This window comes from Pseudomonadota bacterium, assembly GCA_039028155.1.
GTDB lineage: Bacteria > Pseudomonadota > Alphaproteobacteria > SP197 > SP197 > JANQGO01.
In genome coordinates this window covers 1-23,008 of the sequence record JBCCIS010000031.1, presented here as the reverse complement: position 1 = coordinate 23,008, position 23,008 = coordinate 1, and the positions used below count along the sequence as shown (strand labels likewise).

Annotated in this window: 19 protein-coding genes; 12 read left to right on the top strand and 7 right to left on the bottom strand. The window is 63.5% G+C overall.

The features are described 5' to 3' along the window. The first annotated feature begins 19 nt into the window (after window positions 1–19). Entirely contained in the window at window positions 20–1,465 is a 1,446-nt protein-coding gene (locus AAF563_16150; GenBank protein ID MEM7122814.1) for a TrkH family potassium uptake protein, read from the top strand. Between the two features lie 7 nt (window positions 1,466–1,472). Next, a complete protein-coding gene (gene argE / locus AAF563_16145) occupies window positions 1,473–2,630 on the top strand; it encodes an acetylornithine deacetylase (protein MEM7122813.1) in 1,158 nt (385 codons plus the stop codon). Window positions 2,631–2,663: 33 nt separating this feature from the next. Here argE and AAF563_16140 read toward each other — a convergent pair whose 3' ends face one another. From AAF563_16140 to AAF563_16115, 6 genes are all read right to left on the bottom strand, one after another. Further along, window positions 2,664–3,458 (bottom strand): hypothetical protein, encoded by a 795-nt coding sequence (locus AAF563_16140; GenBank protein MEM7122812.1) that lies wholly within the window; start codon window positions 3,456–3,458, stop codon window positions 2,664–2,666. 156 nt (window positions 3,459–3,614) lie between these two features. Then, window positions 3,615–4,205 (bottom strand): hypothetical protein, encoded by a 591-nt coding sequence (locus tag AAF563_16135; protein MEM7122811.1) that lies wholly within the window; start codon window positions 4,203–4,205, stop codon window positions 3,615–3,617. Then, entirely contained in the window at window positions 4,202–5,158 is a 957-nt protein-coding gene (locus AAF563_16130; GenBank protein MEM7122810.1) for an Hsp33 family molecular chaperone HslO, read from the bottom strand. The genes AAF563_16135 and AAF563_16130 overlap by 4 nt, the downstream gene beginning before the upstream one ends. Then, window positions 5,143–6,063, bottom strand: coding sequence for an ornithine carbamoyltransferase (gene argF, locus AAF563_16125; protein MEM7122809.1), 921 nt, complete (start codon window positions 6,061–6,063; stop codon window positions 5,143–5,145). The genes AAF563_16130 and argF overlap by 16 nt, the downstream gene beginning before the upstream one ends. Continuing rightward, window positions 6,060–7,217 (bottom strand): aspartate aminotransferase family protein, encoded by a 1,158-nt coding sequence (locus tag AAF563_16120; protein MEM7122808.1) that lies wholly within the window; start codon window positions 7,215–7,217, stop codon window positions 6,060–6,062. Before AAF563_16120 ends, argF begins: the two co-directional genes overlap by 4 nt. Before the next feature lie 148 nt (window positions 7,218–7,365). After that, window positions 7,366–8,160: an ABC transporter permease gene (locus AAF563_16115; GenBank protein ID MEM7122807.1), complete on the bottom strand. Its 795-nt coding sequence runs from the start codon at window positions 8,158–8,160 to the stop codon at window positions 7,366–7,368. Window positions 8,161–8,253: 93 nt separating this feature from the next. On the opposite strand from AAF563_16115, the gene AAF563_16110 reads away from it, so the two are divergent. The 5 genes from AAF563_16110 (at window position 8,254) to AAF563_16090 (ending at window position 16,094) form a co-directional block, all read left to right on the top strand. Continuing rightward, window positions 8,254–9,300 (top strand): lysophospholipase, encoded by a 1,047-nt coding sequence (locus AAF563_16110; protein ID MEM7122806.1) that lies wholly within the window; start codon window positions 8,254–8,256, stop codon window positions 9,298–9,300. A 236-nt stretch (window positions 9,301–9,536) separates the two neighbouring features. After that, window positions 9,537–13,148, top strand: a complete 3,612-nt coding sequence (locus AAF563_16105) for a hydantoinase B/oxoprolinase family protein (protein ID MEM7122805.1) — start codon at window positions 9,537–9,539, stop codon at window positions 13,146–13,148. Then, window positions 13,145–14,419 carry an MFS transporter gene (locus AAF563_16100; protein MEM7122804.1) on the top strand — a complete coding sequence of 425 codons (1,275 nt, stop codon included), beginning with the start codon at window positions 13,145–13,147 and terminating at the stop codon, window positions 14,417–14,419. Before AAF563_16105 ends, AAF563_16100 begins: the two co-directional genes overlap by 4 nt. A gap of 317 nt (window positions 14,420–14,736) precedes the next feature. Beyond that, window positions 14,737–15,480, top strand: a complete 744-nt coding sequence (locus AAF563_16095; protein ID MEM7122803.1) for a VacJ family lipoprotein — start codon at window positions 14,737–14,739, stop codon at window positions 15,478–15,480. After that, complete coding sequence (locus AAF563_16090) at window positions 15,477–16,094, top strand: ABC transporter substrate-binding protein (protein MEM7122802.1); 618 nt, start codon at window positions 15,477–15,479, stop codon at window positions 16,092–16,094. The genes AAF563_16095 and AAF563_16090 overlap by 4 nt, the downstream gene beginning before the upstream one ends. A 35-nt stretch (window positions 16,095–16,129) precedes the next feature. Here AAF563_16090 and AAF563_16085 read toward each other — a convergent pair whose 3' ends face one another. Then, window positions 16,130–16,918 (bottom strand): methyltransferase domain-containing protein, encoded by a 789-nt coding sequence (locus AAF563_16085; GenBank protein MEM7122801.1) that lies wholly within the window; start codon window positions 16,916–16,918, stop codon window positions 16,130–16,132. Between the two features lie 79 nt (window positions 16,919–16,997). Here AAF563_16085 and AAF563_16080 point away from each other — a divergent pair, with 79 nt between their 5' ends. From AAF563_16080 to AAF563_16060, 5 genes are all read left to right on the top strand, one after another. Beyond that, complete coding sequence (locus AAF563_16080) at window positions 16,998–18,803, top strand: gamma-glutamyltransferase family protein (GenBank protein ID MEM7122800.1); 1,806 nt, start codon at window positions 16,998–17,000, stop codon at window positions 18,801–18,803. Between the two features lie 45 nt (window positions 18,804–18,848). Next, window positions 18,849–19,760 carry a PHB depolymerase family esterase gene (locus AAF563_16075; protein MEM7122799.1) on the top strand — a complete coding sequence of 304 codons (912 nt, stop codon included), beginning with the start codon at window positions 18,849–18,851 and terminating at the stop codon, window positions 19,758–19,760. 97 nt (window positions 19,761–19,857) lie between these two features. Then, on the top strand, window positions 19,858–20,820 hold the full coding sequence (locus AAF563_16070) for an LLM class flavin-dependent oxidoreductase (protein ID MEM7122798.1): 963 nt from the start codon (window positions 19,858–19,860) through the stop codon (window positions 20,818–20,820). 32 nt (window positions 20,821–20,852) lie between these two features. Further along, entirely contained in the window at window positions 20,853–21,356 is a 504-nt protein-coding gene (locus AAF563_16065; protein ID MEM7122797.1) for a MerR family transcriptional regulator, read from the top strand. Window positions 21,357–21,491: 135 nt separating this feature from the next. Continuing rightward, the coding region (locus AAF563_16060) for a thiamine pyrophosphate-binding protein (protein MEM7122796.1) at window positions 21,492–23,008 on the top strand (1,517 nt) is incomplete at its 3' end.

The window sequence follows — 23,008 nt, the reverse complement described above, 5'->3', positions numbered from 1 at the left end:
ACATGGGAACACCTCTAAGGTGATCGACTTCCGGCCCATTCTCCAGGTCGTCGGCATCCTCCTGACGACCCTGGCGCTGGCTATGTTTGTGCCCGCGCTGGCCGATCTGGCTGCCGACAACCCCGATTGGCAGGTGTTTCTGGGCGCCGGCTTCTTGACGCTCTTTATCGGCATGGGCCTGTTCTTGACCAACCGGTCCGGCGCGACGGGCCTGACCGTGCGCCAGGCATTCCTGCTGACGACGTTGAGCTGGATCATCCTGGCCGCGTTTGCCGCCCTTCCCTTCACCTTCGCCGAGCTCGGTCTCGATTACGGCGATTCGTTCTTCGAGGCCGTCGCCGGCCTGACCACCACCGGTGCGACGGTGGTGACCAATCTGCATGAGGTACCGCCGGGTATCATCGTGTGGCGCGCCCTGCTCCAGTGGTTGGGCGGTATCGGTATCATCGTCATGGCCGTCGCACTTCTGCCGATGCTGCGCATCGCCGGCATGCAGCTTTTTCAGACGGAGTCATCCGACCAGGAGAAGATCCTGCCGCGCACCGCGCGCATTTCGTTCTCGATCTCCGTCATCTACCTGGTCTTCACGATCTCATGCTTCGTCGCCTACTGGGCCACCGGCATGCGGCCTTTCGAAGCGTTGATGCATGCCATGACGACCGTGTCGACGGCGGGTTTCTCGACCCACGATTCATCGATCGGCGTCTTCGACAGCACCGGCATCGAAATCGTCGCCATCATCTTCATGCTGCTCGGCACGATGCCGTTCGTCATCTATATCCAGATGGTTCGCGGTCGTTTCGTGCCCTTGTGGCGTGACCTGCAGGTCCGATGGTTCTTTGCCATTGCCCTCACCGCGATGGCGCTATTGATCATCTGGCGCCTGGTGACCAGTGATGACGCGTTCTGGATCGTTGTTCGCGAGGTCGCGTTCAACGTCACCGCCATAGCAACGACGACGGGATACGCCTCCGACGACTTCAGCGCATGGGGCGGTTTCGCCATCGCTGTTTTCTTCGTGCTGTTTTTCCTGGGCGGCTGTACCGGCTCGACGTCCGGGGGCATCAAGATGTTTCGCGTGCACGTGCTTGCCGCCAACATCTATTCGCAGCTCAAGCGGCTGACCCAACCCCACGGCGTGTTCGTCGCACACTTCAACAAGGTGCAGATTTCCGATACGGTCTCGCAATCGGTGACCACGTTCTTCGTCATCTATATCGCCGCATTCTTCGTGTTGACGGTCGGCCTTGCCGCCCACGATCTGGACTTCTTGACCAGCATCTCGGGCGCAGCGGCGGCACTGGGCAACGTTGGCCCCGGGCTGGGCCCCGTCATCGGTCCGGCAGGAAACTACGCCAGCCTGCCCGACAGCGCGAAATTCCTATTGTGTGCCGGCATGCTGCTCGGCCGTCTCGAACTCTTCACCGTTCTAGTCCTTCTCACCCCCCGTTTCTGGCGCGAGTAACATCATCATGGCCCCGACCTATACACCCCGCGAATTGATCGACCGACTGATCGCATTCGACACGACCAGCCGTCATTCCAATCTCGAGCTGATCGAGTTTGTCGCCGACTACCTGAAGCGGCATGGCATCACGTCGTCGCTCAGCTACGACCGCGACGGCGGCAAGGCGAACCTGTTCGCCACCGTCGGACCGACCGGCGATGGCGGTGTCGTGCTGTCGGGCCATACCGACGTCGTTCCTGTCGATGGCCAGGACTGGTCAACCGACCCGTTTAAGGTCGTCGAACGAGATGGAAAGCTCTATGGCCGTGGCACCTCCGACATGAAGAGCTTCGTCGCCATCGTGCTGGCGCTGGTGCCTGACTTCTTGGCGCAGCCCTTGTCGCGTCCTGTTCACTTCGCCTTTTCCTATGACGAGGAAGTGGGCTGTCTGGGCGTGCACGGCCTGATCAAGGACATCCGCGCCCAGGGCGTGCGCCCCGAAGCGGCGATCATCGGTGAGCCGACCAGCATGGAAGTGGTCGACGCCCACAAGGGCATCGCCGGTTTCCGCACGCGGTTTCGCGGCGTCGCCGCCCATTCCAGCGCAACCCATATCGGTATCAGCGCGACGCACGCGGCCGGCCGCTTCATCACCTTCCTGGACGACCTATTCGAGGAAATGCAGGGCCGCGCGCGACCCGACCTGGGCTTCGTACCGCCCTATACGACGATCCAGGTTGGCATTGTCGAGGGTGGCACCGCCAGCAACATCATCGCCCAGGACTGCCTGGTCGACTGGCACTTCCGCGCCATGCCGACCGACGACCCGCAGGACCTTACCGATCGCGCCATGGCGTATCTGGACAGCCAGCGCGACCGGATGCAAGCGCACCAAAGTGCCGCCGACATCACGACAGAACAGCGCGCCAGTGTGCCGCCGCTGAAACCGGATGACGCTTCGCCGGCCACCAGCTTGGCGCTCGCGCTGACCGGCAGCAACGCGGTCGCCAAGGCAAGCTTCGCGACCGAGGCCGGCATCTTCCAGGAAGACGGCATCGCCGCAGTGGTGTGCGGACCCGGCGACATCGCCCAGGCCCATCAACCCGACGAGTTCATCAGCCTGGACCAGGTCGAGGCAGGTACCGCCTTCGTCAAACGGCTTATCGAACGCCTCCGGCCGTAACGCACCGTCGCCGATCCACAACAAACGATCGCACTAGAAATCCAGCCAGTCCGCCCTAAAGGGCGGCGTCGCTTTCGCCTTGCCGAGTGTGATCGGCTCGTCGAGCTTGATGTGTGTCGTCGTCCGCCATGTGTTACGGTCGTTGACCAGGAACACCAGGTCAATCCGCTCCCACCCGCTGTCGGAACGCTTTGACGCGCAGTCAGGATCGGGAGTGATGTCGAGCACAAACTTGCCGCCATGTACCCGGGCGCGTCCACAGGTGACGTTCCCGATTTTGACAGTCACCCAAACAGTGCCTTGAGGTGCCGCGCCCCTGACCGTCACCGTGCCGTAATAGCGCCGGGCCACGAGCTGTTCTTCATCCTCGTCGGGTGAGAAGCTTGTAATAGCAATCGGCAGGAAATCGAGATCGTAGATGTTGTTGGGGATAACGATTCTGAGATTCTGGATGATGGTTTCAAAACTGCCGACATTCGGGTTGTGGTGCGTGGTGAAACGGCCGACCTGTTGACCGTGCCACGTGAAGATGAACGTCACCGGACCGCCGTCATTGCCATCATCGATGCACGCGTGATCCGATGACACCGACATTGTGTAGTGACCGTCCGCGTCCGTCGTCGTGCGCCCGCATTGGGCCATTGTCATCAGGTCAGGCCCGGCGATCACCATGATCGGTTGACCGGCCGCCGGCTGACCGTTCAAGGTGAGCTTGCCGTCAAACGTCAGTTTGGAAAAGACGGCGTGCGATGGCGACACCGGCAAACCCGATGCAACGGATACCGACAGCACCAGCGTGACAAGCGTTGCGATACGCCGTAGCACCACCGGCCGGATGCCGCGACATGGCCGCCGGAGAAGAATCACCGCATCTGAAACGCGCGCTCTCAAGGGCTTGGCCTTGCTCTACCTAACGCTCTCATCGAACGTTAGCGTCAACCCACCCAGCCGGCCAGCCCAGACCTTCGCGACAGAACCTGAGGTCTAAACTAGAAAGACCGACAGGTTGGCGCGCATTTCCTGCTCCAGGCGTTCGTCCAGCGCCCGGGTCATCGACGCCACCATGTCGTAGAGCGTCTGTTCGCGCTGGTTCAGCGTGTAGTTCTCAGGCACGGTCCGCTTGGCCGCGGCCCGGGCCTGGACAAAACCGGAGCGCAAGGGATCGCCCAGGATCTCGATCTTGACCGTCATCAGGCCTTCGTAGCGTTCCGATTGGTCGGTGGTGAAGATGCCCTGGACACCCTTGGTCAGATCCAAAGGCGTTTCGACAAACTTGTTCTCGATGATCGAGACGCGCGCAACTCCGGGACCGCCGGCCGCGACAAGCCGGTCGCTCGCCCAGTTCGACATCGCGGCCAGTGGTGAGATGGGCAGACTGGCGCGAATGTCGCGCTGCGGCGGTTCGACCGTGCCGGTCGCCGCGCTCTCGATGACCTCGATCCGGCTGACATCCAGACGCAGGGGCGACTTATGCTGAAACGTGATGTCGGGATAGACCGGTAGCGAAACCGGGGTGTTGCATGCAGTCAGGACCAATCCGCTACCCAAGATAAGCAAGACTTCACGTCGTCTCATAAGCCATCCCGTTGTTGTTCTACGCGCTGCGAGGCGGCCGCTTCGACATCGGCCAAGGTAAACTTCTGACTGCGGTTGCAGAATTGGCAGGTGACGTCGATGACGCCATCATCGACCAGTTCTTCAAGCTCGCTTGACGGCATGGACTGCAGCACCGCCATGGCGCGGTCATCGGAGCAGGTGCAACCGAAACGCACGGCGCGGCGGTCATAGACCCTGACACCGTCTTCGTGAAACAGGCGATAGAGCAACGTGTTGGCGTCAAGCCCCGGGTCGGTCAGCTCCTCGCCGGTCGCCGTCGACAGCAGCACGACGGCCTTCCTCCAGTCGTCCTCGCGGTCGGCCGACGTGATCGGAATGTCGCCAGGGCCGAGCTCAGCAAGGCGCTGCATGGTGAGCGCGCCTGCCCGCCAGCCTTCATCGTGCCGCGCGACCGCCAGCTTGATCGCGGAATCCACCTGATCCGACTGCTGGAAATAGAGGTGGGCGCTGTCGGCAAGCGTGGCGCCGTCCAGGCTGACGATGCCCTGATAGAGCTCCATGTCGGCACCCTGATCGACCGTCAGCACCAGCACGCCGGAACCCAGCAGATGGGGCACCGAGTTGTTCGACTCCAGGCCCGCCGACTCGACCTCGGCGATACGCTCGCGGTCAAAGCTCGCATAGCCACGCATGCGCCCGTCGCTCATGAAGTCCACGGCCAGCAGCCGAATCGGACCGTCACCCCGGGTCTCCGCCGTCATGCGTCCGTCGAACTTGAGACCGCTGCCGAGCGCCGCGGCCAACGCCATCAATTCGCCCAGCATGACCGAGACCGGCTCGGGATAGGCGTGCTGGCACAAGACACGGTTCACCGACTCGCCCAGGCGAACCAGGCGACCGCTTAGTCCCAGATTGACGATCTGAAACGGCTGGATCAGATCGTCGGCGGGTGTGTTCAGGTCAAACACCATTTCAAGATGGCCTTCTGCGCGTGCAGGCGGTTTTCGGCCTCATCAAAGATCACCGACTGCGGCCCGTCCGCAACCTCGCTGGTGACCTCATTGCCTCGATAAACCGGCATGCAGTGCAGGAATATGGCATCCTTGTCGGCCATTGCCATGGTTCGCCCGTCAATTCGATAGGGTTCCAGCAGATTGGTCTCGATCGCCTCGGACTCCGCGCGCTCGTCGCTCATCGACTTCCAGGTGTCGGTGACCACACAATCAGCGGCTGTCACGGCCTCCTCGACCGTGTCGACGATATGCACGTCGCCCTGATGCTGTTCCGCCCATTCCAGAACCTCTTGCTCCGGGCGATAGCGCTCCGGACACGCGATGTTGAGCCGGAAGTTGAAACGCACGGCCGCATGGATCCACGAGCACGCCATGTTGTTGCCGTCACCAGCCCAGGCGATCGTCTTGCCGGCGATCGGGCCGCGATGTTCCTCAACCGTCTGGATGTCGGCCATCAGCTGACAGGGATGGGTCCGGTCGGTCAGACCGTTGATCACAGGCACCGTGCCGGCGTCCGCCAAGTCTAGCATTCGCTGATGGCTGACAGTCCTGATCATGATGGCGTCGACATAGCGTGACAGCACGCCGGCGGTATCGCCGACCGTCTCGCCGCGCCCGAGCTGCATATCGGCCGGCGACAGGTTGATCGTCTCGCCACCCAGCTGGCGCATGCCCAGATCGAACGACACACGGGTGCGCGTCGACGGCTTTTCGAAGATGGTCGCCAAGACTCTGTGCTTCAGGATCGGTTCGCGGTCGCCGCGTTTCCACGCGGCTTTCAGCGCATGCGCGTCATCCATGATGGCGCGCAGCGTCGGCGCGTCCAGAGCATCCAGATCCAGGAAATGCTTGGTCGCGCTCATGGCTCAAGCGCGACGCACGCGTCCTCCAGCGCCGTGATCGCCTCGTCGATATGACTGTCGTCGATCACCAGAGGCGGCAGGAAGCGCATGACATTGTCGCCCGCCGGCACCACCAGCACGTGACGGTCGCGCATGGCAGCGACAAGGTCGCCCGCCGGCACCACCGCCTTGATGCCCAGCATCATGCCGAGGCCGCGGACCTCCTCCAGGACGTCCGGATGCGTGGCGATGGTCTGCTCGATGCGTTTGCGCAGAGTCTTGGCGCGCTGTTCGACGCCGGCCATGAAGCCCGGCTCCTCCATCACGTCCAGCACCGCGTTGCCGACCGCCGTCGCCAGCGGATTGCCGCCGAAGGTCGAGCCGTGGGTACCCGGCACCATGCCTGATGCGGCCTTCTCGGTCGCCAGACAGGCGCCGATCGGCATGCCGCCGCCCAGCGCCTTGGCGACCGCCATGATATCGGGCGTTACGCCCGACCATTCATAGGCGAACAGCTTGCCGGTGCGCCCCATGCCACACTGGATCTCGTCATAGATGACGAGCAGGCCGAACTCGTCGGCCGCCGCGCGGATCGCCTTCAGGAACGCCGGATCGACCGGATAGATGCCGCCCTCGCCCAAGACAGGTTCAATCATGATGGCGGCGGTCTCGCCCGTGATGGCGGCGCGCAGCGCGTTCGAATCATGCAGCGGTACCTGATCGAAACCGTCGGCCGCCGGGCCGAAACCTTCCAGGTGCTTGGCCTGGCCGCCGGCCGCGATGGTAGCGAGCGTGCGGCCGTGGAAAGCGCCGGTGAACGTGATGGTGCGGAATTTCTCTGGATGCCCATTGGCGAAGTGATAGCGGCGCGCGGTCTTCAGCGCGCACTCGATCGCCTCGGCGCCGGAATTGCCGAAGAAAACGGTGTCCGCGAAACTGTCGGCGACCAGGCGCTGGGCCAGGCGTTCCTGGCCCTCAATTCGGTAGAGGTTCGACGTGTGCCACAGGCGCTCGGCCTGCCCCTTCAGCGCCTCGACCAGATGCGGATGGGCGTGACCCAAGCTGGTCACGGCAATGCCGCAGCCGAAATCGAGATAGCGCTCGCCATCGGCGGTAAAGAGATAGGGTCCTTCGCCCCGCTCGAAAACCAGGTCGGCGCGGGCGTATGTCGGCATCACGGATGCGGTCACCGCAGCCTCTCCTTCATCGCTCAGCTATCGAAAAATGACAAAACCCGGCGCAATTCCGACGCCGGGGCCTTGGCTAGTATCGCGCCCGCCGGGGCCTGTCAATCGACGGAGACGGCCCTTTCAGCGGCACCCGTCAGGACTTCAGCCGCCAGCCGGTCGCCAACAGGCGGTAACAGAGCAGCGCCAGCACCAGATTGGTGCTGATCAGGACCAGGGCACCGGTCAGAAGCGGGGCGTCGGCGCGGTCGATGAAGCCGTAGCGGAAACCGTCGATGGCGTAGAAGAACGGGTTTACCGCGGCGATGCCGCGTAACACGTCCGGCAGCCGGTCGATCGAATAGAAGGTGCCCGAGAGGAACGTCAGTGGCGTCACGACGAAGTTGGTCAGCGCGGCGATCTGATCGAACTTCTCCGCCCAGATGCCGACCAGAAGGCCGATCAGGCCCATCATCATGGAGCCGGCGACGCCATAGAACAGCACGGCCCACAGATGTACCGGCACGACGTTGACGAAGAACTGCATGGCGACCAGGGTCACCAGACCGACGACAAGGCCGCGCGTGACGGCGCCCAGGCCGAAACCAACCAGAAGCTCGAAGGCTGAGAGCGGCGGCATCAGCGTATCGATGATGTTGCCCTGGACCTTGGCGATGATCAGCGACGACGAGGTATTGGCGAAGGCGTTCTGCAGGATCGCCATCATGGCGAGACCCGGCGCCAGGAACATCAGGAAGGGCACGCCCTCCATTAGATCGACAGCGCGACCCAGCGCCAGCGAGAAGACGGCCAGAAACAGCATGCTGGTGACCACCGGCGCCAGAAGCGTCTGGCCCGGCACTTTCATGAAGCGTCGGACCTCACGCAGGTAAAGCGTAAGAAGCCCTAGGCCGTTTATGGTCTGGGCAGCTTGGTGGTCTGCCTGATGCATCGCGATGTTCCCGCGGCCGCCTGCGCGCTTGCGCAAGCCCTGCCGGCGGTCGCACCATAGCGCCAACGGCTGAAGACCGGCAACCGGAGCACCATGTCGCCCCTGCGTTTTGTTCTCATCTGCGGCGCGCTGATGGCCGTTGTTGCCGCGTGTGCCCCCACGGTGGCGCCAACGGGTCCCAAAATCGTCGAACCGGCAATCGCCAGCGACGCGCTGGTGATGGCGGATGGGAGCCAGCGCGCGTTTCAGGCCTGGCTGCCGGCGGGCGAGCCCTCCGCGGTGGTCCTGGCGCTGCACGGTTTTAACGATTACGCCAACGCGTTCGCCGCACCGGGCGAGGCATGGGCGGCGCACGGCATCGCCACCTTCGCCTATGACCAGCGCGGTTTTGGCCGCGACAGCGAGCCCGGCATCTGGCACGGCGAGGCGGCGATGGTCGAAGACGCGCTCGCCGCGCTCCGACTGCTGCAGCAGCGCTATCCCGGCATCCCCGTCTATCTGTTGGGCGAGAGCATGGGCGGCGCGGTGGCGACACTGGCCGCCGGCCACAATCCGGCGCCCACGGTCGACGGCCTGATCCTGGTGGCGCCGGCGGTCTGGGCGCGCAGTACCATGCCGGTCAGCTACCGCGTCGGGCTATGGCTCGGCGCGCATCTGGCGCCGTCGATGACGCTGCGTGGCTCGAACTTGGAGATCTGGCCGTCCGACAACATCGAGATGCTGCGCGCGTTCTCGGCCGATCCGCTGGTCATCAAGGAAACCCGGATCGACGCCGTCTATGGTCTGGTCAACCTGATGGACGCGGCGCTAGCGCGGCCCGGCGGTATCGTCCTGCCGACCCTGGTGGTCTATGGCGCCAACGACCAGATCGTGCCGGCCGACCCCGTTGGCATGTTCGTGGCGGGCCTGCCACCGGGAAGCCGGGTCGCGGTCTACGAGGATGGCTATCACATGCTGCTGCGTGACCTGGAGGCCCGCGTCGTCATCGACGATATCGCCGCCTGGATCGCGGCACCTGAGGCGCCCCTGCCCTCCGACGCGGAAGTCCTGGCCGCGACATTCTTCATCGCGCCGCCGGAACCGCCGGCGACACCGCGTTTTCTCACAACCCGGCCCGACCCGCCGCGACGCGGGTCTTAGGGCATGTGTCGCGCCGTTGGCATCACCGACCCGCTCCCCCTCCCGGCCACCCCGTGGATACTGCCATGGATGGCCTCGGCGAAAATGCCTCTCGGCGTTATGCGCCGGAGTAAGTGGAGCAGGCTGGTGCCGGACTGCGCGAGCAGTTCCCACACCAAAAGACCCCATGCGGGACTGTTTCAAACTGCGCGCGATCTGCTCTAGGATCGCCACAACCACGCCGTAGCGGGAGCCCCATGAGCGTTGCCCCTGAAGCCGGTCGCTGGCAATTCTGGATCGACCGGGGCGGCACGTTCACCGACGTTGTCGCCCGGCGCCCAGACGGCGACCTGATCACCCACAAACTGCTGTCGGAGAACCCGGAGCGTTATGCCGACGCGGCCCTGCAGGGCATCCGCGACATCCTGGGCGTTGACGCCGCCGACGCGATCCCGACCGACGCCATCGACGCGGTCAAGATGGGTACGACCGTCGCGACCAACGCGCTGCTCGAGCGAAAGGGCGACCGGACACTGCTCGCCATCACCCGTGGCTTCCACGATGCCTTGCGCATCGCCTATCAGAACCGGCCCGACATTTTCGCGCGCCACATCATTCTGCCGGATCTGCTCTACGAGCAGGTGGTCGAGATCGACGAGCGTGTCGACGCCCAGGGCGATACCGTCAAATCGCTGGACGAGGACGCCGCGCGCGCCGGCCTGCAGCAGGCCTATGACGACGGCATTCGCGCCATCGCCATTGTCCTGATGCACGGTTACAGGCATGCGGCTCACGAGAGAAGAGTGGCGGAGATCGCGCAAGAGATCGGCTTCACACAGATCTCGACGTCGCATGCCACGACGCCGCTGATGAAACTTGTCAGCCGCGGCGACACGACCGTGGTCGATGCTTATCTCTCGCCCATTCTGCGGCGCTACATCGACACGGTCTCGTCGGAGCTGGGCGATACACGCCTGCTCTTCATGCAGTCTAATGGCGGCCTGGTTGACGCCTTCCGTTTCCAGGGCAAGGACGCGATCCTGTCCGGGCCCGCAGGCGGCGTGGTCGGCGCGGTTCGGACCAGCGAGATGGCAGGTTTCGAGCGCATTATCGGTTTCGACATGGGCGGTACATCGACCGATGTCTCCCACTACAACGGCGTCTTCGAGCGTACCAGCGACACCGAGATCGCCGGCGTGCGCATGCGCGCGCCGATGATGATGATCAAAACGGTCGCCGCAGGTGGCGGCTCGATCCTGCATTTCGACGGACAACGGTTGCGCGTGGGGCCCCAATCGGCCGGTGCCGACCCCGGCCCGGCCTGTTACCGGCGCGGTGGCCCGCTCGCGATCACCGACGCCAACGTCATGACCGGTAAGATCCTGCCTGACCTCTTCCCGCATGTGTTTGGACCAGACGCCGATCAGCCGCTTGACGCCGATGCGGTCACGCGTGCCTTCGAAAACCTGACGGCCGAGATCAATGCGGCCTCGTCGGACACCAAGACGCCGCAAGAGGTCGCCGACGGTTTCCTGATGATCGCGGTCGAGAACATGGCCCGCGCGATCAAGGAAATCTCCGTGCAGCGTGGTTACGCGATTTCCGATTACGCGCTCTGCTGTTTTGGCGGCGCGGCGGGCCAACACGCCTGCCTGGTCGCCGACGCACTCGGCATGACGCGGGTCTTCCTGCACCCCTTCGCCGGCGTATTGTCGGCCTACGGCATGGGTCTGGCCGAACTGCGCGTCATCCATCAGGCGCCCGTCAACGACAGTCTGGACGAAGCCTTGATGCCGCAACTGGCCGAAACCATCGGCGAGTTGGAGCAACAGGGGCGAGACGAACTGGAAAGCCAGGGTGTCGCACCCGCCGACATCGACGTCGCCGCGACCTTGGAGGTCCGCTACCACGGCACCGACAGCACGCTCGAAATCGCCTACGGCGATCTGGCGGCGATCAAGGAAGGCTTCGAGACCGCGCATCGCCAGCGTTACGGCTTTGCGGCGCCCGACAAACCGCTGATCGTCGAATCGCTCGCCGTCGAAACGATTGGCCAGGGCTCGGATGTCCACGAGGCGACCACGCCAGGCGCCGCGAGTGACCAGCCGGACGCCGCGCTGCGCACATCGATGTTCACGGCGGGCGCCGCCCACGACACGCCGGTCTACCGGCGCGACGATCTGAGGCCCGGCCATCGCATCGCGGGTCCCGCCATCGTCGCGGAGGCCAACAGCACGACCGTGGTCGAGCCCGGCTGGACGCTCGAGGTAACGGACCACGATCACCTGGTCATCAACCGGACGGAGGCGCGGCCGGTCCAGCACGCGATCGGCACCGAGGCCGATCCGATCATGCTGGAGGTCTTCAACAACCTCTTCATGTCGATCGCCGAACAGATGGGCCGAACGCTGGAGAACACCGCGTTTTCCGTCAACATGAAGGAGCGGCTGGACTTCTCCTGCGCGATCTTCGACGGCGACGGCGAGCTGATCGCCAACGCGCCGCACATGCCGGTGCATCTGGGCTCCATGGGCGAAACCGTGCGCACGATCAATCGGTTACGCCGTGGCTCGATGAAACCCGGCGATGTCTTTGCCCACAACGCGCCCTACAACGGCGGCACCCACCTGCCCGATGTCACCATCGTGACGCCGGTGTTCGATGACGACGGCACGACCGTCTTGTTCTTCGTCGCCTCGCGCGGCCATCACGCCGATATCGGCGGTCTAACGCCGGGCTCCATGCCGCCCGACAGCCAGACAGTCGAGGAAGAGGGCATTCTGTTCGACGATGTCGAGATCGTCGCAGAGGGACGCTTTCTGGAAGACGAGATCCGGCGACTGCTGGCCTCCGGCCCCTACCCGACCCGCAACGCCGATCAGAACATTGCCGATCTGAAGGCCCAGATCGCGTCGTGCGAGAAGGGTGTGCAGGAGCTGCACCGCATGGTCGCTCAGTTTTCGCTGCCGGTGGTCCAAGCCTATATGGGCCACGTGCAGGACAACGCGGAAGAATGCGTCAGGCGCGTCATCGATGTCCTCAAAGACGGGCACTTCCGCTACGACCTCGACAACGGCAGCGCCATCGAGGTGACAATTACCATCGACAGCCAGGCCCGAAGCGCACGGATCGACTTTGCCGGCACCTCACCCCAGTTGACCAGCAACTTCAACGCGCCCAGCGCGGTCGCCATGGCAGCGGTGCTTTACGTGTTCCGCAGTCTGGTGGACGACGATATCCCGCTCAACGCCGGCTGCCTGAAGCCGGTCGAGATCGTGATCCCACCGCGCTCCATGCTGTCACCCGAGTATCCGGCGGCCGTCGTCGCCGGCAATGTCGAGACGTCGCAGTGCATCGTCGACACGATCTATGGCGCGCTGGGCGCCATGGCCGGCTCGCAAGGCACCATGAACAACCTGACCTTCGGCAACGCGCGCTATCAGTACTACGAGACGATCTGCGGCGGTTCGGGCGCAGGACCCGACTTCGACGGCACCGATGCCGTCCACACCCACATGACGAACTCACGGCTGACCGATCCGGAAGTGCTGGAGTGGCGATTTCCCGTCCTGCTGGACGACTTCGGTATCCGTCACGGCAGCGGCGGCGCGGGCGCGCGCAGGGGCGGCAACGGCGCCAGGCGGCGGCTGATTTTCCGCGAGGCGATGACGGCCGCCATCCTGTCCAACCATCGCCGCATCGCGCCGTTTGGCTTTGCCGGTGGCACAGACGCGTCGACCGGCATCAACCGGGTCGAGCGGGCCGACGGCACGGTTGAGCCGCTTGAGGGCGCCGATCAGGCGGAGCTTGAACCAGGCGACGCCCTGGTAATCGAGACACCGGGCGGTGGCGGCTACGGAGCGCCATGAACGACACGCCGTCGATCCGCAAGGTCCTCATCGCGCTTGCGGCGCTGATCCTGGCGACGGCCATTCTGAACATTGCGAACGGCGCGCTTTTCACGCTGGTGGGCATCCGGCTCGCCCACGAGCTTTCGACCGGTCTGGTCGGCCTTATCACGTCCGGCCACTTTCTCGGCCTGTTGGTGGGTTCCATGACCGCGACCGGGATCATCATCCGGGTCGGCCACATCCGCGCCTTCACCGTGTTCGCGGCCGTCGCAGCCTGCGCTATCTTGTTGATGGGGTTGATCTTCTCGGTCCCCACCTGGTTCGTCTTCCGGTTCATCATCGGCTACTGCATGGCTGGTCTCTTCATGGTGCTGGAGAGCTGGTTCAACGACCGGGCGACCAACGAGACGCGCGGCCGCATCTTCGCATCCTACCTGGTCGCGACATCAGGCGCGTTCGCCGTCGGGCCGCTGTTGATCAATCTGGGCGACCCGATGGCCTACGGCCTGTTCGCCGTGACGGCGATCCTGTTCAACCTCTGTCTCTTACCGATCGCGTTGACCCGCGAAGGCAACCCCAAGATCGCCAAGGAAAGCCGGTTATCGCTGAAGGAACTGGTCGCGATTTCGCCGCTCGGCGTGTTCGGCTGTTTCGCCGCCGGCCTCGCCAACAGCTCGGTTCACGGCCTGGGCGCCGTCTACGGCGATCTGATCGACCTGGATCCGGCGGAGGTTTCCTTCATCTTCAGCGCACTGATCGCCGGCGGTCTGGTGATGCAGTTGCCCATGGGCTGGCTGTCCGACCGCTTCGACCGGCGCACGGCACTAATGACCCTGACAATCTCCGCCGTCATCGCGGCAGGTCTGATCATCGCCTTTGGCGCCCACTCGTTCTCTGCGTTAATCGTCTTAATCTTCATCTACGGCGGCGTTTCCGGCCCGATCTATGGCCTCTCCGTCGCCCAGACCAACGACTATGTCGACCGCGACCAGTTCGTCGCCGCCAGCAGCGGCCTGTTGATCGTCTATTCGATGGGCGCCATCGCCGGACCGAACATCGCGTCCTGGGTGATGGATCTGCTCGGCCCTTGGGGCCTTTGGCTCTACGTTGGAATTGTCCTGCTGTGCCTAAGCGGGCTGGTCATTTACCGCAAGAAACGGCGCGCGCCGCTGCCGGTCAAGGACCAGGGCGCTTATGTGCCCGGCGCCGTCGAATCCCTGGCTACAGCCGAGATCGATCCGCGCGCCGCCCCCGCCCGGCAGCCGGCTAAGGAACCGGGAACATCATAAGAACACTCTATCAAACCCTTGATTTTTAATGGCTGAACGGGCTGGTGCATATTGGCAACACCGGTGGCCGTTACAACACGGTCACAGGTGGTTCAAGTGGACTTGATGCGCCGGGCCATGCTATCCGACCACTCGTCTGCCAGTAGATTTCTGCTGGCGGCGAGGGGTCGCGTGGCGTTTGGGGCGCCGTGAAGCGTGGGTCCATAAGAAGTGCGTCCGTGGTTGTCAGGGCAGTTGTCTTGGGCTTTTCAGGTTTCTCGGCACGACTACTACGACTTGCGATCCCATTCGGTTGCGCCATCACGCTCGTCTTGGGAATGGCAGCTTGCGCGACGCCGCCGGAAGACCCGGTCGCGCGCCAGGCATTCGAAGAAACCAACGATCCGCTGGAGCCGCTGAACCGGTACATCTTCGACGTCAACCTGGCGATCGACGAACTGGTTCTGACGCCGATTTCGACGATGTATGTCGAGGGTATCCCGGAACCCTACCGCAACGGCGTCAGGAACTTCCTACAGAACCTCAGCATGCCGGTCACCATCCTGAACAGCGCACTTCAAGGTGATGGTGAAAACACGGTCGATGCCTCGGTCTCGTTCTTCATCAACACGACTGCCGGCCTCGGCGGCATCTTCGATATACCCGGCAACTTCGACGAGGAGCCGCGCCGCGAGGACTTTGGCCAGACGCTGGCTGTCTGGGGTGCCGAACCGGGGCCCTATCTGGTTCTGCCGCTGATCGGTCCATCGGATGTGCGCGATACCGTCGGATTGGGCGTCGACATCGCGACCGACCCGACGACCTATATCTTCTCGCCGACGTTCAATTACGTGACCACGGGTGTCACCGCGGTTCAGTTCCGCGCCGATCAGCGCGTCGAATACGAGAATTTGAAACGCACCTCGGTTGACTTCTACGCGACACTGCGCTCTCTCTACCGTCAGATTCGCCAGCAACAGATCAACAATGGCGATCTGGATGCATCGACGCTGGATTACGAACTGTCGGGCGTCGACGATTTCGATACCACTGACGATAGCGACTCTGCGGAATCACAGTGATTGAACGCCGACACATTCTCAGGTCGGGACTTGCCCTGGTCGCCCTGACCGCCGCGCCGTCCGTGGCGCTCGCCGATCAGGTCGAGGACGCCGAAGCGTTCATCGAGGAACGCGGCAACAAGCTGTTGGACATCCTCGGCATGGCGCCGGGCGATGCGCGCCGCGATGCTTTCCGTGATTGGTTGAACGGCTCCTTCAATCTGAACCTGATTGGCAAACTGGCACTGGGTCCGTTTCTGCAGCAGGCGACACCCGACCAGCTCGAGGCCTATACCAAGGCGTTCAGCGACTACATCGTTGTGACCTATGAGTCACGTTTCGACACGTTTACCGGTTACAACCTCCAGGTCCTGCGCGGCCGGCCGGCTGGCAGCAAGGACAGCATCGTCCAGACGCTGATTTCCTATGGCAACGATACCTTCAACGTCGACTTCCGCGTTCGTCAGGAAGCAAGCGACGATCTGGACGTCATCGATGTCATGGTGCAGAACGTGTCGATGCTGAAGACCCAGCAGGACGAGTTCCGCTCGGTCATTCAGCGCAGCGGTCTTGATGGCCTGATCGACGGCCTAAAGGAACAGACCGCCGAAATCGAAGCGCAAGCCCAAAGCTAAGATCCACCCCGTCGGACGCATTGCCTTGGGCGTCTCTATGGGCGCCGCGCGTCGATATGCAGGTGCAGCACGCCACGAGCTTCCAGCGCTTCGGCACGCAAAGAACTTAACCTGATCCGCACGTCGAAATAGTCCTCGCCCAGAACCTCGCGCACGTGGCGGCCGTCATCGCTGGTCGCAAAGGCATGTTCGCGCCGCGCCACGCCGGCCGAGTTGGCGGTGTGATCCCTGATGGCAACGTCAACGAAACCGGCATCGGCAAGCGCCGCTTCATAGGCGGGCCGGCCCTCATAGTGAAAGCTCAAGCCGAACGTCTTCAACATGTCCACCCAGGCCACGAACAGCACGGCGGCTTCACCATCGGCTTCGCCATCCAGGAAGTCGGCGCATAAGAAGCGGCCGCCGGGTTTCAGCACGCGGAAGACGTCGGCGAACAAGGCCGGCTTGTCGGCGACGTGGCAGATCACGTCCTTGGTGAAAACGATGTCGACGGCACCGTCGGGCACCGGCAGCGGACCTGGCGCCGTATGCACGAAACGCACGCGCCCGCCCAGGCCGGCCTCCTCGGCCGCGGCTGTGGCGCGTTTAACTGAGTCGGCTTCGATGTCGACGCCGGTTACGTGCTTGGCGCCAAACTCACCGGCCAGCATTAATGCCGCGCCGCCGATACCGCAGCCAAGATCCAGAACATCAAGGCCGGTGATGTCGATACCTTCCAGGATCTCCGTCACCTCTGGCGCGGCACCTGGCGACAGAAAACCTTTGCCGTAAACCATCTGCATGCCGGCGATCACGCGATCGCTGTACTGACTTTGAACCGACATCCCTATCCACCCCCGACACCGCGCATGACTCCGTCCCGAGACACGCTAAGCTATGACCGACTTAAGGGAGGCTCATACCATGGTCATGTCACGTCCGGAAATCGTCGGCACCTTCGGCGTTGTTACCTCGACGCACTGGCAGGCGAGCGCGGCGGGCATGGCGATGCTGGAGAAGGGCGGCAACGCGTTCGATGCGGCCGTCGCCGTCGGCTGTGTGCTTCACATTGTCGAGCCCGAACAGAACGGGCCGGGCGGCGACTGCCCACTCATCCTGTGGAGCGCCGCAAAGCAGAAGGTCGAGGTGATCTGCGGTCAGGGTGTGGCGCCCCAGGCGATCACCAGCGGCGCGCTGCGCGATATGGGCCTCGACGTCATGCCCGGGGTCGGCCACTTGCCAACGGTCGTACCCGGCAGCTTCGGCGCCTGGATGCGCCTGCTGCACGACTACGGATCGCTGACCGTGCGCGACGTGCTGGAGCCGGCGATAACCGCCGCGCGCGACGGTTTCCTGATGAAACCCAACGTCGCCAGCGTTATCGCCCGGTCCAGCGGTTTCATGAAGGAGCACTGGCCGAGTTCCGCCGAAGTTTACCTGATCGACGGTGAAGCGCCCGAGGCCGGCGGCCTCTATCACCTGCCCGCACAGGGCGACACCTATGCCCGCATCGTCGAGGAGGCGGAAGCCGCCGGCAGCGACCGCGAAGCCCAGGTCGAAGCGGCGCGGCGCGCCTGGTACGAGGGTTTCGTTGCCGAAGCGATCGACAGCTTTATGCGCGAACCGGTGATGGATACCTCCGGCGAGAGCCACAGCGGCTACATGACCGGCGATGATCTGGCGTCTTGGCGCGCCGAGGTCGAAGAGCCGATCACGTACGACTACGGCGACTACACGGTCTGCAAGGCCGGACCCTGGGCGCAGAGCCCGATCTTTCTGCAGCAACTGGCGCTGCTGAAAGACTATGACCTTCAGGCCATGGATCCCTCCGGACCCGAGTTCATTCATACGGTCCAGGAGTGCGCCAAACTCGCCATCGCCGACCGCGAAGCATTCTATGGCGATCCGAAGTTCGTCGACGTGCCGCTCGCCGAGCTCCTCTCCGATGACTACAACGCCCAGCGGCGCAAGCTGGTCGGTGACGATGCACGCCTGGATCTGCCGCCGGGTCTGATCGATGGCTATGGCGGCGAGGTACGGCTGAGGGCGCACGGCTCAACCAATGTCGCACACAGCCAGATGACGATGGAGGGTGAAGAAGGTGACAGTAAGAACCCGAACTGGGCCGAGTTCATTGCCGAGAACCACGGCGACACCTGTCATTTCGACATCATCGACCGCTGGGGCAACATGATCTCCGGAACGCCGAGCGGCGGTTGGTTATCCGGCTCGCCGGTGGTGCCGGGTATCGGTTTCCCAGTCTCCGTGCGCGGCCAGATGTTCTGGCTCGACGATGACCATCCCAACGGGCTGGCGCCCGGCAAGCGCCCGCGCACGACGCTGACGCCGACGCTTGCCCTGCACATGGACGAACCCTATCTGGTGTTCGGCACGCCCGGCGGCGACCAGCAGGACCAGTGGGCGCTGCACGCCTTCCTGCGCCATGTGCACCATGGCATGAACCTGCAAGAGGCCTGCGACGCCCCATCGTTCTACACCGACCATCTGCCGAGCTCGTTCTATCCGCGTGAATGGTTGCCCGGTCACCTGGCGGTCGAGAGCGACCTGCCGTGCGCGACGATGGCGGAGCTCGACCGGCGCGGCCACAAGCTGGAGATTTTTGGCAAGTGGGGCCACTACAACTCGATCACCATGGCATCGAAGCGCGGCAAGACGCTGCGCGCCGGGGCCAGCCCGCGACGCCAACAGTGTTACGCGATCGGCAGATAACTGCCGCGCGCGCGTAGGAAACGGCGTAGGCCGCCGTTGAACAACATGGCCGCGCATTCCTCCACTTGGCTGCCGGCGGCGTTGGCGCTGGCTCTCGCCCTCATGTCGGCGGGGCTTGCTCGGGCCGACACGCTTGAACACGGCGGCACTGAACGCGCCTTTGACGTCTACGTGCCGGACGGCATCGCCACGCCCGCGCCGGCGGTCGTCCTGCTCCATGGCGGCGGCGGGTCGGGCCGGCAGTTGCGCCGTCACACCGACTTCAACGAACTGGCCGACGAAAACGGCTTTGTCGTGATCTATCCCGACGGTGTCGACGGCCATTGGAACGATGGCCGCGACGATCCCTGGCTCGCCGAGCAGGCGGCAGCGCGACATGACGATGTCGGGTTCATCACCGCCATCCTGGACCGGCTTATCGCCGACGGGTTGGTCGACGCACACCGCATCGGTGTCGGCGGCATCTCGAACGGCGGCATGATGACGCTGCGCCTGGCCTGCGAGGCACCTGAACGGTTCATAGGCTTTGCGGTGGTTGCCGCCAACATCGCGGCCGGCCAGGAGTGTCCAGGCGGTGAACCAGCGCCGGTGCTGTTCATCCATGGCAGCAACGACAGCTTGGTGCCTTACGACGGTGGCCCGATCGGACTGCCCGGCGGAAACGCACGGGGTACCGCCTGGTCGGTGCCCGATAGCCTGGCTGACTGGGCGGCGCGCAACCGATGCACCGGGCGCGTCTTGAGCGCCCATATCAACGAGCGGCCCCTGGACGGCACCACGGTCGACATTGTCGACTACACCGGCTGTAAGGCGCCGCTACGCCACATCCTGATCAACGGCGGCGGCCATACCTGGCCCGGCACGGGCGCTCGGCTGATCAACCTGATCACCGGACGCTCCAGCCGCGAAATCGACGGCAACGTCGCCATCTGGGCGTTCTTTGACGCACAGCCCTGAGGGTTGTCTTCATACGCTTGACCTGTCTACTGGTGCACACCTTAGGCATCGCCTCTCGAGTCGAATCCACATCAGGAGGCGAGACATGAAACGATCGGTGTTCTTGTTGCTCGACCATGCCGAACGGTCGAACGATCCCGTCAGCGAGCTCTATGGATTTGTCCTGGATCACGCCGAGCGCGCGGATTCACTGGGATACGACAGCCTGTGGCTTGCCGAACACCACTACGGCACATTGGGTACGGTGCCCAATCCTGCCGTCTTGCTGTCGGCCATCGCGGCGAGAACGAAGCGTCTGCGAGTTGGCCCCTCGGTGGCAATCTTGCCGTATCGCCAGGCGGTCTTCGCAGCCGAAGACTACGCCATGGTCGACATCATAGCGGAGGGACGACTCAACATGGGCGTTGGAGCCGGGTCTCAACGTGATGAGATCGAGGGCCTTGGCATCGACTTCGACAGCCGCTGGGATGCATATAGACAGAATCTATCGACGCTCCGCGGGCTGTGGGCCAATGCGTCGCTCAACGTTTCGCCCCGCCAACAACCTCTGCCACCGTTCTACGTCGCCACGATGAATGAGACGAACGCGCGCGACGCCGGACACAATGGAGATGGTGTTCTGACCTTGCTGACGCCTGGGGCGCGATCGCTTGATGCCCTTGCGCGTCTTATTGCCGCGCATCAGGAGGGCCTGAGCAATGCCGGCTATCACCAGGACACCGCCGATGTCGTCGTCGTGCAGTTCGCACAGGTCGGCACGAACGATGAAGCCGTGTGCCGCCAATCCGTCGCTGCGCTCCAACAACTGCTGACCGTAATGTCAGGAGATGGCCGGCAGGCCCAAGAGGCATTCGATGCTATGCGGGCAGGTTCAACCGGCTGTTTCGGTACACCGACCAAGGCGCAAGCCACTATCGAGGACTTGGCCGCGTTCGGAGTAAGGCATGTGGCATTTGTGACCCGTTTTGGCGATCTAAACGCGGACATGGCCCACGAAACACTACGCTTGCTTGCACCCAAACACGGTGAGCAGCATGATCAGCTAAGCATGGCGGGCTAGGGCCGCACGAACCCATGATAACGGTTGGACAATTGGCACGGCAGTTCGGCTTATCCCGATCCACCTTGCTTTACTATGACCGCGCAGGTTTATTGCAGCCGACAGCGCGCTCTCCCGTCGGCTATCGTCTCTACGATCGCAACGATATCGAACGGCTGAAAACCATTCGCGCCTACCGCGATCTGGGTCTCGGCGTTGATGACATAAAGGACCTGCTCAGCACGGACGACGACGATGACCAGCAGATTCTGCATCACCGTTTGATCGAGCTCGACAAGGAGATTGCCGGGCTAAGGATTCAACAACGCGTGCTCCTCGGCATGCTTCGCAGTGAGGGCTCGGCTGCCGCAGACAGCGTTATCGACAAGGAAAAGTGGATTGCAATCCTGCGGTCGAGTGGTCTGAACGATGACGACATGGAGCGCTGGCATCGACAGTTCGAGCACGACGCACCCGCTGCTCATCACGCGTTCCTGTTGTGGCTCGGCATCGGCGAAGACGAGGCCCTGGCAATCCGCACGCATTCAAGCGGCTGACCGAACACCCCAGCAACCACGCTTCGATGGATCCTGGACCACAACCGAAGGGGTGGTGCCGTACGCACGGTCACGTTAGGGTCGTTGTCGGGTCGAGGCGCGACAGATCTGGACCACACGACTAAGGGGGACAGCATGGCGGAATGTCACACCACGATTGGTCACTATCTCGGCCAACGCCTGCGCGACATCGGTATCGAGCACTACTTCGCGGTTCCCGGCGACTACAACCTGATCCTGCTGGATGAGCTGTTGAAGGTCGACGGCCTCGAGATGATCGGCTGCTGCAACGAGCTGAACGCTGGTTACGCCGCTGATGGCTATGCGCGCGAGCGCAACGGCCCTTCTGCCCTGGTCGTGACGTTCAGTGTCGGCGGACTGAGCGCGGTCAACGCGGTCGCCGGCGCCTATGCCGAAGACATGCCGCTGATCGCGATCTCTGGCGGCCCCAACACCAACTCAGAAGCCGAGTACGAGTACCTGCATCACTCGTTGGGCGAGCTCGACTACAAGTACCAGCGCGAGATTTTCTCGCGCGTCACGGTCGAGAGCGTCATCGTGACCGACCCCATGCACGCGCCAATTCAGATCGACCGGGCCATCGAGACTGCGCTGAAGCTGCGCAAGCCCGTCTATATCGAGATTGCATGCAACATTGCCGGCGCCTTCACGTCGGAACCGCCGCAACGCACGTTCTCACCACACATCCCGAGCGATCCGGCCGCGCTGGAGGCCGCGGTCGAGCATGCGGCACGTTTGCTGAACGACGCCGAAAAGCCGGTCCTGCTCGCCGGTGTCAAGATGCGTCCGTCGGGCGCCATCGAGGCGACGCGCAAGCTCCTGGACGCCGCGTGTTATCCCGCGGCCAGCATGCCCAATGCCAAATCCATGATCGAGGAGGATCACGACGGCTACATGGGCATCTATTGGGGGCCCGTGAGCGACCCCGGATGCAGCGAGATCGTCGAGTCCGCAGATGTCTGCCTGGCCATCGGGCCGGTCTTCACCGACTACACGACGACCGGCCACCGCGCCGCGCTCAACATGGATCACGTCATCCGGGTCGACCCGATGTGCGTTCGCTTTCCCAACATGGTCTACAGCCGGGTCGCCATGGCGGAGTTCCTGGAGGCGCTGACGCCGAAGCTGAACAAAAACGACAGCGCCCTCGTCAACTATCGCCGCATCGCCGATGCGCCGAAACCGCGCGCCGGCGATGCGTCCGACAGCGGCCTTACCGTGCGTTTCCTGTTCGATCGCGTGCGCGACCTCATCACCAGTGACAGCACATTGTTGGTCGAGACCGGCGATTCCTGGTTCAACGGCATGGACGTGCCGCTGCCCGGCGGTGCCCGGTTCGAGATCCAGATGCAGTATGGTTCGATCGGCTGGTCGGTGGGCGCGACGCTCGGCTACGCCATCTCAAACCCCGAAAAGCGCCTGGTGGCCTGCATCGGCGACGGCTCGTTCCAGCTGACCGCGCAGGAAGTCTCAACCATGATCCGCTATGGCATGAAGCCGATCATCTTCCTGATCAACAACGGCGGCTACACCATCGAGGTCGAGATCCACGACGGCCCCTATAACGTCATCAACAACTGGAACTACACGGGCCTGATCGACGTCTTCAACAGCGACAGCGGCAAGGGCTG

What these genes read in the sequence shown, in the direction of transcription:
- argE (MEM7122813.1), top strand. Translation starts at nt 1,473, where the DNA reads ATGGCCCCGACCTATACACCCCGCGAATTGATCGACCGACTGATCGCA.
- AAF563_16135 (MEM7122811.1), bottom strand. Translation starts at nt 4,205, where the DNA reads ATGAGACGACGTGAAGTCTTGCTTATCTTGGGTAGCGGATTGGTCCTG.
- AAF563_16130 (MEM7122810.1), bottom strand. Translation starts at nt 5,158, where the DNA reads ATGGTGTTTGACCTGAACACACCCGCCGACGATCTGATCCAGCCGTTT.
- argF (MEM7122809.1), bottom strand. Translation starts at nt 6,063, where the DNA reads ATGAGCGCGACCAAGCATTTCCTGGATCTGGATGCTCTGGACGCGCCG.
- AAF563_16120 (MEM7122808.1), bottom strand. Translation starts at nt 7,217, where the DNA reads ATGCCGACATACGCCCGCGCCGACCTGGTTTTCGAGCGGGGCGAAGGA.
- AAF563_16115 (MEM7122807.1), bottom strand. Translation starts at nt 8,160, where the DNA reads ATGCATCAGGCAGACCACCAAGCTGCCCAGACCATAAACGGCCTAGGG.
- AAF563_16110 (MEM7122806.1), top strand. Translation starts at nt 8,254, where the DNA reads ATGTCGCCCCTGCGTTTTGTTCTCATCTGCGGCGCGCTGATGGCCGTT.
- AAF563_16105 (MEM7122805.1), top strand. Translation starts at nt 9,537, where the DNA reads ATGAGCGTTGCCCCTGAAGCCGGTCGCTGGCAATTCTGGATCGACCGG.
- AAF563_16100 (MEM7122804.1), top strand. Translation starts at nt 13,145, where the DNA reads ATGAACGACACGCCGTCGATCCGCAAGGTCCTCATCGCGCTTGCGGCG.
- AAF563_16095 (MEM7122803.1), top strand. Translation starts at nt 14,737, where the DNA reads ATGGCAGCTTGCGCGACGCCGCCGGAAGACCCGGTCGCGCGCCAGGCA.
- AAF563_16085 (MEM7122801.1), bottom strand. Translation starts at nt 16,918, where the DNA reads ATGTCGGTTCAAAGTCAGTACAGCGATCGCGTGATCGCCGGCATGCAG.
- AAF563_16080 (MEM7122800.1), top strand. Translation starts at nt 16,998, where the DNA reads ATGGTCATGTCACGTCCGGAAATCGTCGGCACCTTCGGCGTTGTTACC.
- AAF563_16075 (MEM7122799.1), top strand. Translation starts at nt 18,849, where the DNA reads ATGGCCGCGCATTCCTCCACTTGGCTGCCGGCGGCGTTGGCGCTGGCT.